This is a genomic window from Methylobacterium sp. UNC300MFChir4.1, from assembly GCF_900110155.1.
Taxonomy (GTDB): domain Bacteria; phylum Pseudomonadota; class Alphaproteobacteria; order Rhizobiales; family Beijerinckiaceae; genus Methylobacterium.
The window spans coordinates 1-13,394 of record NZ_FOCS01000019.1 but is presented as its reverse complement, the minus strand read 5'-3'; the positions used below and the strand labels follow the sequence as shown (position 1 = coordinate 13,394).

Annotated in this window: 14 protein-coding genes; 8 read left to right on the top strand and 6 right to left on the bottom strand. The window is 73.4% G+C overall.

Features of this window, described 5'->3' with window-relative positions; genetic code table 11:
* Positions 1-30: 30 nt before the first annotated feature.
* The 5 genes from BMY19_RS22065 to BMY19_RS22045 form a co-directional block, all read right to left on the bottom strand.
* Positions 31-237 (bottom strand): hypothetical protein, encoded by a 207-nt coding sequence (locus tag BMY19_RS22065; RefSeq protein WP_012317529.1) that lies wholly within the window; start codon positions 235-237, stop codon positions 31-33.
* 84 nt (positions 238-321) lie between these two features.
* Positions 322-1,116: a formylmethanofuran dehydrogenase subunit C gene (locus BMY19_RS22060; protein WP_056521171.1), complete on the bottom strand. Its 795-nt coding sequence runs from the start codon at positions 1,114-1,116 to the stop codon at positions 322-324.
* 3 nt (positions 1,117-1,119) lie between these two features.
* Complete coding sequence (fhcD, locus tag BMY19_RS22055) at positions 1,120-2,067, bottom strand: formylmethanofuran--tetrahydromethanopterin N-formyltransferase (protein ID WP_020091835.1); 948 nt, start codon at positions 2,065-2,067, stop codon at positions 1,120-1,122.
* Positions 2,068-2,094: 27 nt separating this feature from the next.
* Positions 2,095-3,741 carry a formylmethanofuran dehydrogenase subunit A gene (locus tag BMY19_RS22050; protein ID WP_100252943.1) on the bottom strand — a complete coding sequence of 549 codons (1,647 nt, stop codon included), beginning with the start codon at positions 3,739-3,741 and terminating at the stop codon, positions 2,095-2,097.
* Positions 3,735-4,805, bottom strand: coding sequence for a molybdopterin-binding domain-containing protein (locus BMY19_RS22045; RefSeq protein ID WP_100252942.1), 1,071 nt, complete (start codon positions 4,803-4,805; stop codon positions 3,735-3,737). Before BMY19_RS22045 ends, BMY19_RS22050 begins: the two co-directional genes overlap by 7 nt.
* Before the next feature lie 398 nt (positions 4,806-5,203).
* Here BMY19_RS22045 and BMY19_RS22040 point away from each other — a divergent pair, with 398 nt between their 5' ends.
* From BMY19_RS22040 to BMY19_RS22005, 8 genes are all read left to right on the top strand, one after another.
* Entirely contained in the window at positions 5,204-6,181 is a 978-nt protein-coding gene (locus BMY19_RS22040; protein ID WP_100252941.1) for a beta-ribofuranosylaminobenzene 5'-phosphate synthase family protein, read from the top strand.
* A gap of 86 nt (positions 6,182-6,267) precedes the next feature.
* Positions 6,268-7,161, top strand: coding sequence for an NAD(P)-dependent methylenetetrahydromethanopterin dehydrogenase (locus BMY19_RS22035; protein WP_100252940.1), 894 nt, complete (start codon positions 6,268-6,270; stop codon positions 7,159-7,161).
* 22 nt (positions 7,162-7,183) lie between these two features.
* Positions 7,184-8,335 carry an ATP-grasp domain-containing protein gene (locus BMY19_RS22030; protein WP_100252999.1) on the top strand — a complete coding sequence of 384 codons (1,152 nt, stop codon included), beginning with the start codon at positions 7,184-7,186 and terminating at the stop codon, positions 8,333-8,335.
* Complete coding sequence (gene mch / locus BMY19_RS22025; RefSeq protein ID WP_100252939.1) at positions 8,332-9,306, top strand: methenyltetrahydromethanopterin cyclohydrolase; 975 nt, start codon at positions 8,332-8,334, stop codon at positions 9,304-9,306. The genes BMY19_RS22030 and mch overlap by 4 nt, the downstream gene beginning before the upstream one ends.
* Positions 9,307-9,426: 120 nt before the next feature.
* Positions 9,427-10,335 carry an ATP-grasp domain-containing protein gene (locus BMY19_RS22020; protein WP_100252938.1) on the top strand — a complete coding sequence of 303 codons (909 nt, stop codon included), beginning with the start codon at positions 9,427-9,429 and terminating at the stop codon, positions 10,333-10,335.
* Positions 10,332-11,171 (top strand): triphosphoribosyl-dephospho-CoA synthase, encoded by an 840-nt coding sequence (locus BMY19_RS22015; RefSeq protein WP_100252937.1) that lies wholly within the window; start codon positions 10,332-10,334, stop codon positions 11,169-11,171. The genes BMY19_RS22020 and BMY19_RS22015 overlap by 4 nt, the downstream gene beginning before the upstream one ends.
* 238 nt (positions 11,172-11,409) lie before the next feature.
* Positions 11,410-11,922: a 5,6,7,8-tetrahydromethanopterin hydro-lyase gene (gene fae / locus BMY19_RS22010; RefSeq protein WP_012317540.1), complete on the top strand. Its 513-nt coding sequence runs from the start codon at positions 11,410-11,412 to the stop codon at positions 11,920-11,922.
* A 295-nt stretch (positions 11,923-12,217) separates the two neighbouring features.
* Positions 12,218-12,508, top strand: a complete 291-nt coding sequence (locus BMY19_RS22005; protein WP_100252936.1) for a hypothetical protein — start codon at positions 12,218-12,220, stop codon at positions 12,506-12,508.
* Positions 12,509-12,608: 100 nt separating this feature from the next.
* On the opposite strand, the gene groEL is transcribed toward BMY19_RS22005, so the two are convergent.
* A partial coding sequence (gene groEL, locus BMY19_RS22000) for a chaperonin GroEL (RefSeq protein ID WP_139215661.1) occupies positions 12,609-13,394 on the bottom strand: 786 nt, incomplete at its 5' end.

Here is a 13,394-nt window from a genome sequence, read left to right as displayed (position 1 = left end):
GCACCGCCGGGGCGCCGAACCAAGGTCCCGTCACAGGTCCTTCGGCAGGCTGCCCTTCGCGGCGCAGCGCCAGCGCTCCACGTGCCATTCCGGATGCGCCGCCTGCCACGTCGCGAGCGCGCTCTGCGAGTTGCGCAGGCACACGAAGGGGCTCGATTTCTCGAAGGACATCTCGATCCGGTCCTCGCGGCAGGTCGAGGGCTGGGCGACGAGACAGATCGACAGCAGAAGCAGCATGGGCGCCTCCCCGGGCTGCCGGCCTCGTGCGGGCCGGCTTGGCGGGGAGCATAGGACGCGTCCACGCCCCTTGCCCAGGCGGCGTCAGGCCGCGACCCAGATCTCGCCCTTGGCGATCGTCGCGAGGTCGCCGGAGTAGCGGCGCAGCGGCTTGCCGAGGAGGTCGGCGTGCTCGGCGCTCAGGCCGCGCAGGGCCTTGGCCAGCAGCCGCAGGAACACGAGGTCGTGCGTCCCGGTCTCCACGAAGGTCGGCGACATCCGGCCGTGGCTGCCGACGAGGAGCGTCCCGCGGCGCATGCCGAAGCCGGGATGATCGCCCACGGCGAGCGCCGCCAGGGTGCCGGCGATCATGCGCGAGCCCGCGAAGGCGCCCGCGCGCCCGGCCACGATCGTCCCGCGCCGCATCCGGTCGCCGAGATGGGCGCCGGCGCTGCCGCGGATGATCAGCGTCGCGCCGTCGAGGCCGGCCTTCGCGGCGTAGACCGCGCCACCGGCATAGTCCCCGGCATCGCCCTCGACGGTGATCGTGCCGCCGGTGGCGCCGGAGGCTGCGTAAGGTCCGGCATGGCCGGTGACGGTCAGGCTGCCGCCCGCCATGCCGGCGCCGAGGCGCTGGCCGACATCGCCGGTCACCCGGATCGTACCTTCGGACAGCGACGCTCCGACCCGGTCGAGGCGCTCGTGGCCGCCCTCGATGGTCAGGGTGTCGGAGCCGTCCAGCGCGACCGCGAAGCAGTCGCCGAGGCGCACGCCGGTCCGGGTCGTCCCGATCTCGAGGCGCTCGGCCTCGCCCTGGGACAGGCGGCTGAGCGCCCGCGGGTTGACGTTCAGGAGGTCCAGGCGCTCGGGCGGGGCCGCGCGCAGGGTGAGGGTGCTCACGGCTCAGCCCTCCGGCTTGGCGCTGTCGCGCGCGATCAGGTCGCGCAGGTGGTAGTGGTGGCGGCCGAGATTGCCGCCGTAATTGCCGGCCGTGACGGCGATCAGCCCGTGCTTGCCGCCGATCTCGGTGGCGGCGTGCAGGCCGGCGCGCATCGAGTCGGACACGCCCTGCGAGGTGAGGGCGTCGATCACGATCTCCAGCACCACGCCGCACTCGGCCGGGAGCGCCGAGCCGGCGCGGCCCTTCAGGGTCGGGCAGTAGGCGTCGTTCGTCGAGGCCATCATGCCCTTGGTCCGGCCGCCGACCTTGGAGCCGGAGCGGACGATGCCGCCCGGGAACGGCAGGATCGCGCCCGGGACCGCCTTGGCGGCCTCGACGGCGATCTCGGCGACCTTCAGCGTCTCGGCGTGATTGCGCCCGAGGAACAGCAGGTTGCCGCCGCCGACCGCGCCGTCGACGGCCCGGACCGAATCCTCGCAGAGGAACTCGCCGTCCATCACCGGGATGCGCCAGTAGCGCCGGGCCTTGCCGGTGGCGTCGGGCAGGCGCTTGGCCACCGCGAAGCCGTCGCCGAAGTACCGGATCGCGCCGCCGAGCTTGATCTTGGTCGGCCCGTCGACGCCCGCGTAGCAGGCGGTGCCCGGACAGGTGAGGATGCACTGGCCGACGCGCTTGATCAGCTGGTCCTTGAGGCCGTTCGGCTCGAAGCCGAACAGCAGGATGCGCACGCCCGGCCGCCCGTCCGGCGTCTCCTCGGGCGACAGCTCGGCGTCGATGCCGGCCTCGGCGCCGCAGCCGATCACCGAGGTGGCGAAGCCGGTCATCGTGGTCGCGGCGATCATCGCCCACTTGGCGGTGTCGTTCGTGACGATGATGGCCGTGCCGGCCACGTCGAACGCCTCCGCGAAGGTGTCGACGACCGGGATGCCGTTGAGGGTGAGGTCAGACATCGTACTTCCCGCGGCTCGCCCCGCTGATCACGCCCGGCATGGCACCGCCTCGAAGTTCTCCCGGCCCTCGCCGAAGGCCGCGTCGGGCACGGCGAAGCTGTCGAGGCCCTCGCCGAACCGCTCCGTGAGGTAGGTGTCGGCGCGCTTCGCCATGGCCTTGTCGGACTCGACGGTCAGCGACAGCGTGCGGCCGGCGCGCCACTCCACGACCTCGCCGTCTTCGACGATCGGCACGCCGTCCTTGAGGACGAGCTTGGCGGCGGTGAACATCGCGGTGCGGTTCGCGTCGTCGCGGTAGACCGCGACGTCGGCCCGGGCGCCGGCCCGCAGGTGGCCGCGGTCGGCGAGGCCGAGGAGCTTCGCCGGTCCGGACCGGGTCAGCTGCGCGATCTCCGAGAGCGTGTACTCGCGCTCCAGCCCGGGGAGGCTCGACCGCTCGCCGACCACGCTCGGCAGCGTCGCGATCTCGCGGTCGCGCTCCGACTTGTCCATCAGCAGGTGGATGATGCGGGGATACTGTGTGAACGGGCCGCCGTTCGGGTGATCGGTGGTCAGGATCGTCCGCTCCGGGTCGGTGGAGAGCAGCATGATCTCCAGGCCGATCGCCCATTGCAGCGAGCTGGTCGGGCCCCGGGGCCGGTACAGGAACGGCACCACGCCGCCGCCCTCGGCGTCGCCCGCGTTGAGGACCCACTTCTTCGGCTTGGCGCCCTTCCGGCCGGCGAATTGGCGGAGGATGTCGAGGGACACCGTCACGGTCTGGCCGAACACGACCTGCCCGATATCGAGGGTGGCGTTCGGGTTGTCGGTGATCGCCTGCGCGATCCGCTCGGCGGCCGAGCGGAAGCCGCCGGTGCCGGGATTGGCCGGATCGACCGCGCCGTAGGCGTAGAACTGCGCGTGGGCGAAGTGGATGCGCCGTCCCTCCGCCGCGTCCAGCGTCGCCATGAAGCTGTCGTCGGCCCCGGGCAGGCCGAGGTTGTTGCAGTGGACATGCAGCGGGTGCGGGACGCCGATCTCCTCGACCGCGTCGAGGAGCGAGCCCATGATCTGACGGGTCGAGAGCCCGTAGCAGGGGATCTCGTCGTCGAGCGACAGGCGCAGGGCCCCGTCCTTGAAGGCCGAGGCGCCGCCGGCGTTGATGCACTTGACCCCGAGGCCGCGCGATTGGGCGACCGACAGGGCGACGAGGTCGCGCACGGCGTTGCCGCCCTGGCCCTCGCGCAGGAGCTGCAGGAGCTGGTCGTCGTTGCCCATCACGGTCAGGGCGCCGCGGTCGAGCAGCGGGATGTCGGCGAGTTCGAGCTGCGTGCCCAGCGCGTGGGTCGGCGGCATCGCCGGCTCGACGGCCGTGGTGTAGCCCATCCGCGCGTAGGTCGAGCCGATCCAGGCCGCCGCCCCGCCCGCGTGGGCGAAGGGATGGCCGTCGGGCGCCGCCTCGCTGACGTAGAGGTCGGGCAGGAGCAGCCGCGAGGTGATCACGTTGCCGCCGGCGATGTGCGAGTGCACCTCGACGCCGCCCGCCATCACCACGCAGCCCGCGGCGTCGATCACGGCGTCGGGCTCGCGGCCCGGCGGATCGATCACGCGGCCGTCCTCGATCCAGACGTCGCCCACGGAATCGCGGGACGCGGTCGGATCGACGACGCGCCCGCCCCGGATCACGCTCAGCATGCGGGTTCACTCCTCGACGCGGCCGGGCCCGTGACCAGGCGCTCCTTCAGGGCGCCCAGCACCGACGCGGCCGACGGCAGATCCGACGGCGCCGAGGCCGGCCAGAAGGTCAGCGCGGCGCGCTGCTCGTTCCACAACACGCCGCCGTGGTCGCGGCCGGGCTGGCCGACCGCGATCACCACCTCGGCGGCCCCGGCCTCACCGTCGGCGACGAGCGCGACGGAGGGGACGCTCGACAGCCAGTCCGGGCGCGACACCGGGACGGCGCCGAGCCAGAGAACGGCGTCGACCTCGCCGGCGGCGACCTGCCGGGCGGCGTCGAAGCGCCAGGGATCGTGCTCGGGCACGCGGCGCCCGAAGCCGCTGCGCGGCGCCTGCCCGGTGAGCCAGGCCGAGACCGGCACCACCGCCCGGTCCTGACCGGTGCCGCCGACCGCGAGGGTGAAGCAGCGCGTCGTCTCGCTGAGCTCCATGGCGAGGCCCTGGAGCATCTCGATGCCGACCTCGCCGAGTTCGGCGGCGTCGTAGAGGAGGATTCCATACTGAGCGGCGGCGAGCCGGGCGGCGATCTGGCCGGGGAGATCATCGCCGGCGAGGTGGCCGCGGGCGTGGGCGCGCAGCACGCCGACCGCCTCGGTCAGCCCGCCCTCGGCCGGCCAGGACAGGAACGCGGTGGCGTTGGCGCCGACGGCCAGCAGGGTGCGGTCCGACCCGGCGGCCCGACCGCGGCCGGGCTTGCCGTCGACGAGGCGCTTCAGGAGCGGCGCCTGCCAGGGGGCGGCGCCGACCACCAGCACCACGTCGGCGCGCCCGACGGCCTCGGCGGGCGTCGAGGTCAGCGCCCCGACCCGGCTCAGCGCTCCGAGGTCCGCGTAGGTGCCGGCCGCGCCGGCGGTGTCGACGGAGGCGCCGATGCGCCCCGCGAGATCGTAGGCCGCGCGGATCGCGGCCACGTCGGCGCTGAGGCCGGCGATCACCGGCGCGCGCGCTTTGGCGAGGAGGGATGCGGCCGCCTCGATGGCGGTGCCCGCGTCCGTCGCGCCACCCTTCACCCAGGCTGCCATGCTCCCTCTCGCAACGTTCTTGCTTGGTTTCGGAGCGGGCGACGGCCGTAAGACCGGACGAAGCGGGTGCCCCTCGAGCCCGAGGGTTCCCCACCGAATCGGAATGGCTCATCCGCCCGGCATGTCCGGGCAGGCGGCAAACTCGGCGCGCCGTCGCGGGCCTAGGTTTGCCTTCATCCGCGCACCGCGGCAAGGGGGTCCGGCGGTGATGCGCGTCGGGAAGTGAATCGCGGGTATCGGTTCACCGCCGCGCGCGCTCTCCGCGATCGATCAGTCCTGCGCCGTCGGCGGGCACGATCCGCGCGCGTCCACGTTGCCCGGTTCCGGGCCGCGTGTGACAAGCGCGCCGCGCAGGGGCCGGACCTGCGGGATTCGAGACGGGATTCGAGGGAAGAGCGTTGGGCGAGGTCCCCGAACGGAACGAGGCGACGGCGGACGGTACCGTGCGGGTCGAGGCGCCGGCGCGGCTGCATTTCGGCTTCCTGGACCTGCATGGCGGGCTCGGCCGGCGCTTCGGCAGCATCGGGCTGGCCATCGACGCGCCGTCCCTGGCCTTGACCGCCCGCCGGGCCGCCCGGCCCACCGTCACGGGCCCGGAATCCGACCGGGTGCGCGGCTACGTCGAGGCCGCAGCCGCCCATCTCGGGCGCGGCGGGGACGTCGCCATCGATGTCGAGCGGGTGATCCCGGCCCATGCCGGGTTCGGCTCCGGCACGCAGCTCGCCCTCGCGGTGGCGGCCGCGATGGCGCGCCTCAACGGCGAGCCCTTCGCGGCGGAGGCCTTCGCGGCGACCCTGGACCGGGGCAACCGGTCCGGCGTCGGCCTGTGCGCCTTCACCGAGGGCGGCCTGATCGTCGACGGCGGCCGCGGCGCGGATGGCGGGCCGCCGCCGGTCATCGCGCGCCTGCCCTATCCGGAGGCCTGGCGGATCGTCCTGATCCTCGATCCGAGCATGGCCGGCGTGCACGGGACGCGCGAGGTCGAGGCGTTCCGCGACCTGCCGCGCTTTCCCGAGGCGCAGGCGGCCGAGATCTGCCGGATCGCGCTGATGCAGGTGCTGCCCGCCGTCGCCCTGGCGGAGCCGCAGGGCTTCGGCGCCGGCATCACCCGGATCCAGACGCTGATCGGCGACCATTTCGCGCCCCATCAGGGCGGCCGCTACGCCAGCCCCGCGGTCGCCGAGGCGCTCGCCAGCGTCGCCGCGCGGGGCGTCGCGGGCTACGGCCAGTCCTCCTGGGGGCCGACCGGCTTCGCGCTGGTCCCGTCCGAGGCGGAGGCCCGCGCCCTGGTGGTCGGCCTCGACCGGGGCGGCCCCCTCCGGTTCGTCATCGCCCGGGGCCGAAACGGTGGCGCTTCGGTAACCGGTCCGGCGTGAGCCGGCCGCCCCGGGCTTGACCCGGGGCGCCGCTCCGGGTTTGGACGGAGGGAAGGCGCCTCTCTCGCGCGCCGCACGAGGATTCCATGGCCCGCTCGATCCTCCACATGCTGACGCCGCTCCGGCACATGAGCCCGTTCGACGTGAACATGGCCGTGGATGCCGGCTTCGAGACCGTGGTGACCTACGCGGAGGTCAGCCTCGCCGACGTCGTCACCCTGACGCAGGATTCGATCTTCTCGCGGTCGCCGGCCGACGGGACGCGGACGGGCATCTTCATCGGCGGCAAGAACGCCGAGGACGCCCTCGACATGGTCGACCGCGCCAAGAAGGCCTTCGTGCCGCCCTTCGTGAACCACGTGTTCGCCGACCCGGCGGGCTCGTTCACCACCGGCGCCGCCATGGTGGCGCAGGTCTCCCGCGCCCTGCGGCAGAAGTTCAGCACCGACCTCAAGGGCAAGCGCATCGTGATCTTCGGCGGCGCGGGCGTCGTCGCCTACGTGGCCGCGGTGATCGGCGCCCTGCAGGGCGCGACCACCGTCCTGGTCGGCCACGACGGCGAGGAGCGCGTCTCGAAGATCGCCTTCACGATGAAGTGGCGCTTCGGCATCGAGGTCGGCGCCGTCGACGGCACGACGCCCGACGATCGCCGCGCGGCCATCCGCGACGCCGACGTCATCCTCTCGGCCGGCCCGGCGGGCATCCCGATCCTCACCGCGGAGGATCTGAAATCCGCGCCGAAGCTGCTGGTGGCGTCCGACGTCAACGCCGTGCCGCCCGCCGGCATCGCGGGGATCGACGTCAACGCGGTGGACGTCGCGCTGCCCAGCGGCAAGGGGGTCGGCATCGGCGCGCTGGCCGTCGGCGACGTGAAGTACAAGACGCAGCGGCGCCTGTTCGATCGGATGCTCGCCTCCGACACGCCGCTGTGCCTCGACTTCCGCGACGCCTACGAGCTCGCCGTGGAGATCGCCGGCTAGGCCGCTCCCGGACCAGATGCCGATGGCGGACGCGGTCCTGATCGCCGCGCAGGCCGGGCGCACCCTGGCCGAGGCGGCGCGGCGCGCGGGGCTTCGGCCCTACGTCGCCGACCTGTTCGGCGATTCCGACACCCGCGCGCTGGCCGAGGCCTACCGGCAACTGCCGGGCCGCTTCGGCACCGGCCCCGCCGCCGACGCCACCCTGGCGGCGCTCGACGACCTCGCGGCGCTGGCCGGGAACCCGGTCGGCCTGATCCTGGGCAGCGGCTTCGAGGACGCGCCCGACCTGATCGCGCGCCTCTCCGCGCGGCACCGGCTCATCGGCGCCTCGGCCGAGACCGTCGCCGCCCTGAAGGATCCCGTGGCCTTCGCGGCCCTGTGCGCGCGCCTCGGCGTGCCGCATCCGGCCGTGACAGCCGCGCCGCCGGCGGACCCCGCGGGCTGGCTGGTCAAGCGGATCGGGGGTTCCGGCGGCAGCCACATCCGGCCGGCCACCCGGTCGCCCGCGCCGGCGGGCCACTATCTCCAGGCGCGCGTGCCGGGGCGCCCCCACGCCCTGAACGTCCTCGCCGACGGCCGAACGATCCGTGTCCTCGCGGTCACCGAGCAATGGTGCGCGCCGTCGCCGATCCGGCCGTTCCGTTACGCCGGGGCGCTCGCCCGCGGCGCCGGCGAATCCCCGGCGCTCCCCGCCCACGTCGTGCAGGCCGTCGCCGCCGGGACCGAGCGGATCGTCGCCGCGACGGGCCTGCGCGGCCTCGCCAGCGCCGACCTGCTGGTCGACGGGACCGAGTGGTGGCTCACGGAGATCAACCCGAGGCCCGGCGCGACCCTAGACGTCCTCGACCGGCGCGGGGCGCCGCTGCTCGCGGCCCACATCGCCGCCTGCCTCGGCACGATGCCGGAGCCCGGCCCGCATCCGGCGGGTGCGGCGGCCGCGCAGATCTGTTACGCGGACCGTGAGCTTGCGCCTGTGCCGGACCTCGATTGGCCGGACTGCGTGCGCGACCGCCCGTGCCCCGGCTCGGTGGTCCGCCGCGACGCGCCGCTCTGCACGGTGCTGGCCGAAGGCGCGGACCGGGCGGAGGTGCTCGCCCTGTTGGAAACGCGGACGGCACACCTGCGGGCCGTCTGCGCGGCGAAGAAAACACACCCCGAGGAAGCCCCGTCATGAGTGCCAGCCCGTCCTATCCCAGCATCAACGCGCTCTCAGGCCCCCTGGTCGAGCGGCTCGTGGCCGACGCCGCGACGCTGCGGCTCTCCGTGTCGCAGGCCGCCGGCGGCGCCCGCATGGTCGATGCCGGCGCGCAAGCGCGGGGCTCGATCGAGGCCGGGCGGCGCATCGCCGAGATCTGCCTCGGCGGCCTCGGCACCGTCACGATCGCGCCGAGCGGGCCGATCGCGTCCTGGCCGTACTCGGTAACGGTGCATTCCGCCGACCCGGTGCTCGCCTGCCTCGGCAGCCAGTACGCGGGCTGGAGCCTCGCGGACGAGACCGGGGATTCGGGCTTCTTCGCCCTCGGCTCGGGCCCGGGCCGCGCGGTGGCGGCCGTCGAGGAACTGTACCAGGAACTCGGCTTCCGCGATTCCGCCACCAAGACCGCCCTCGTGCTGGAAGCGGCCGGCGGACCGCCCGAGAGCGTCGTCGCCAAGGTCGCGGAGGCCTCCGGCCTCAAGCCCGAGGACTTGACCTTCATCTTCGCGCCGACCCAGAGCCTCGCCGGCTCCACGCAGGTCGTGGCCCGCGTCCTGGAAGTCGCCCTCCACAAGGCGCACACGGTCGGCTTCGACCTGCACGCCATCGTGGACGGGATCGGCTCGGCGCCGCTGTCGCCGCCGCACCCGGACTTCATCAAGGCGATGGGCCGCACCAACGACGCGATCATCTACGGCGGGCGCGTGCAGCTCTTCGTGGACGCCGACGATTCCGACGCCAAGCAGCTCGCCGAGCAATTGCCCTCCACGACCTCGAGCGACCACGGCGCGCCCTTCGCCGACATCTTCGCGCGGGTGAACGGCGACTTCTACAAGATCGACGGCGCCCTGTTCTCGCCGGCCGAGGCGATCGTCACGTCGGTGCGCTCCGGCGCCACCTACCGCGGCGGCCGCCTGGAGCCGACGCTGGTCGACGCGTCCTTCGCCTGAGGGCACGCGGGGCGCCCCTCCCGCGCGGCGGGGCCCCCAGTCCGATCCACCGAGCGACAGAACCTCGGGCCGCCCCGGAGGCGGGCGGCCCGTGACGATCAGGACCCCATCAGGACCCCCATGCGCATCGGGCTCGCGGCCGATAACGGCACCTGGCACAAGAACCGCCTGCTCGCGGCCCTGCGCGCGAGCGGCGTGGAGCCGGTGCTGTTCTCCCTCGCCGACGTGGCCGTGGTCACGGGCGGCGGCGAGCCGCTGCGCGTGCCGGGCTTCGCCGACGCCCTGCCGGACGGCGTGCTGATGCGGACCATCGCGGGCGGCACCTTCGAGGCGACGACGATGCGGCTCGGCGTTCTGCACGCCCTGGTCGCCGCGGGGGTCACCGTCTGGAACGCGCCGACCGCGATCGAGCGCTCGGTCGACAAGGCGGCGACCTCGCTGCTGATCGACCGGGCCGGCTTGCCGACCCCGGCGACCTGGGTGTTCTCGAAGCGCGAGGCGGCCGCGGCCCTGGTCGCCGCCGAGGCGCGGCCGGGCGCGCCGCTGGTCCTGAAGCCGCTGTTCGGCTCGCAGGGGGAGGGGCTCGCCCTGATCGAGCGCCCGGAGGACCTGCCCGACGAGGAGGCGGTGGCCCGGGTCTACTACCTCCAGCGCTACGTGCCGCGCCGGGACGGCCTGTGGCGCGACTACCGGGTGTTCGTCTGCGACGGCCGGGCGATCGCCGGCATGATCCGCGAGGGCGACGGCTGGATCACCAACGTCCACAGGGGCGGCCGGCCGCTGCCCTGGGCGATGCCGCGCGCCGCCGCCGAACTGGCCGAGGCCGCCGCCACCGCGGTCGGGGTCGACTATTCCGGCGTCGACCTCGTCGAGGACGGGGAGGGCGGGTTCTCGGTCCTCGAGGTCAATTCCATGCCGGCCTGGTCGGGGCTCCAGACCGTCTGCGAGGCCGACATCGCCGCCGCGGTGGTGCGGGGCTTCCTCGCCGCGGCCCGCGGCGCCAGCCGCCCCCGGCTCGTGGTGGCATGAGCGGGGCCGGCCTCGATGCGGCGCTGATCGGCACGCTCTACCGGGCGGCCTGCCTCGCGGAACTCGACGCCCTCAAGCCCGGCAACGTCCACGCCTACGCGCCCGGCCACCGCATGGTACTGGCGGATTTCGTCACGAGCGCCGACGTCTCGGCCCCGCCCCTGGCCCGCCCGGGCGCGGGCGTCGGGGCGCGGGTCCGCGACGGCGTCGCCGCCACCGTGGCGGCGGTGGGCCAGAACACCAATCTCGGCATCCTGCTGCTCTGCGCGCCGCTCGCGGTCGCGGCCGAGGAGGACCGGACCGTCGCTGCGGTGCTCGACACGCTGGACGGCGCGGATTCCGACGCCGTCTTCGCGGGCATCCGCCGCGCGAATCCGGGCGGCCTCGGCGAGGCCGCCCGGCACGACGTCGCCGAGGCGGCGCCCGGCGCCCTGCGCGACGCCATGGCGGAGGCCGCCGACCGGGACCGGATCGCCCGCGCCTACGTCACGGGTTTCGCGGACGTGCCGGCGATCGGGCTCGCGGCCCTGCGCGAGGCCCGCGCCGCCGGGCTCGACCCGACCTGGTGCACGACCGCGATCCACCTCGCCTTCCTGCGCGCCGTCCCGGACAGCCACGTCGCGCGCAAGCACGGCGCGGCCGCGGCCGAGGGCGTCCGCCGGGAAGTCGAGGCGGCACTCGCCGGGATCGATCTCGCCGCGCGGCCGGTCGACGCGCTGCTGGCCCTCGACGCGTCGCTGAAGGCGCGGTCGATCAATCCCGGCACGAGCGCGGATTTCACCGTCGCGACGCTGTTCTGGGACGCGCTCGCGGGCGCCGGCGCCCGGCTGGCCTGAGCCGCGTGCACGATCCGGTGTCCATAGCGCCGGGCGGATGGAAATTCCTTCGTGTCAGGGCCTTGCGCGGGTTGTGAGCCGCAGGGGCCCGCTGTAGGGTCCGCCGCGCTGTCCGGCCCAACCGGCTCGGCCCAACCGGCTCGGCCGGCATGGTCGGGCGCCGATAACAAGGATGGCTTCCCGGCCGCGGCACCGCCCGGCGCGCGGCTCTATTTCGGAATCCAGGGAGAGACACCGAATGGCGAAGATCACCAAGGTTCAGGTCGGCGAAGCGCTCGTCGGCGACGGCAACGAGGTCGCCCACATCGACCTCATCATCGGACCGCGCGGTTCGCCGGCCGAGACGGCTTTCTGCAACGGCCTCGTGAACAACAAGCACGGCTTCACCAGCCTGCTCGCGGTCATCGCGCCGAACCTGCCGTGCAAGCCGAACACTCTGATGTTCAACAAGGTCACCATCAACGACGCCCGTCAGGCCGTCCAGATGTTCGGCCCGGCCCAGCACGGCGTTGCCAAGGCCGTGCAGGACGCGGTGGCCGAGGGCATCATCCCGGCGGACGAGGCCGACGACCTGTACATCCTGGTCGGCGTGTTCATCCACTGGGAGGCGGCCGACGACGCCAAGATCCAGAAGTACAACTACGAGGCCACCAAGCTGTCGATCCAGCGCGCCGTGAACGGCGAGCCGAAGGCCTCGACGGTCACCGAGCAGCGCAACTCGGCGCAGCACCCCTTCGCCGCCAACGCTTAGATCGGGGACGGTCCTGGGCAGAGCGAGCCTCCGCCCGCACCGCGGGGCCTGCTCCAGCGACTGGCTTCGATCTTCCTTGGCCGATAATTAGGCCCCTGAACGGGACGGCGCGAGCCGTCCCGTTTTTTGTTGATCGCCCACCGCCCGGACCGCCGCGCCACATCGCGGCCGGGCGAGGCGCCGACGTACAGGTGACGCGGCGTCGAAGCTCCGCGGTCGCTGGTGGAGAACGGGATCGGCGCGCGCGAAAACTCTATCGTCCCGGCCGCACCGGGCAGAGCCGCGAGGTGAGGTCATGCCTGCATCGGACGAAGTGTCCGCAACCCAGCGCGATGACTGGATTCACGGCGGCCACTTGGTCCTCGCCGCGGATCCCGACACGTCCGACCACGCGGCGATCCATGCCTGGATCCTCGACTTCATGCAGACAGGCGCGGACGATCCCGATCAGGACAGCATCCGATCCCTGATCTACCACAGCCTGAACTTCGATATCCCGTTCCAGGCGACGGAGCACGTCCGGCAATCCTTGATCGCCACCGTGCGGGCGCGTCTCGCGGCCGAAGCGTCGCGTCGCGGCCTCTGACCGGCCTGCGCCCCGCGGGCCACCGCGGCAGGCCGGCGCCAAGAGAAAAGGGGCCGCCTCGCGGCGACCCCCTTCCTTCGTCTCAGCGGATGGCTTGGACTTAGAAGTCCATGCCGCCCATGCCGCCGCCCGGCATGGCCGGAGCAGGGCTGTCCTTCTTCGGCGCGTCGGCGACCATCGCCTCGGTGGTCACCAGCAGGCCGGCGACCGAGGCCGCGTCCTGCAGGGCGGTGCGCACCACCTTGGCCGGGTCGACGATGCCGGCCTGGATCATGTCGACGTACTCTTCGGTCTGGGCGTTGAAGCCGAAGGTCTCCGAGGAGGTGTTGTCGGTGATCTTGCCGACCACGATCGAGCCTTCCACGCCCGCGTTCTGGGCGATCTGGCGGAGCGGGGCCTCGAGCGCCTTCAGGACGATCTTGATGCCGGCCTGCACGTCCGGGATCTCGGACTTCAGCTCGGCGACCGCCTTCTTGGCGCGCAGCAGCGCGGTGCCGCCGCCCGGGACGATGCCTTCCTCGACCGCCGCGCGGGTGGCGTTGAGGGCGTCGTCGACGCGGTCCTTCTTCTCCTTCACCTCGACCTCGGTCGCGCCGCCGACGCGGATCACCGCGACGCCGCCCGCGAGCTTGGCCAGGCGCTCCTGGAGCTTCTCGCGGTCGTAGTCCGAGGTGGTCTCCTCGATCTGCGCCTTGATCTGCGAGATGCGGCCCTCGATGTCGGACTTCTCGCCGACGCCGTCGATGATCGTGGTGTTCTCCTTCTCGATGCGCACGCGCTTGGCGCGGCCGAGCATGGGGAGCGTCACGTTCTCGAGCTTGATGCCGAGGTCCTCGGCGATCATCTGGCCCTTGGTCAGGATCGCGATGTCCTCGAGCATCGCCTT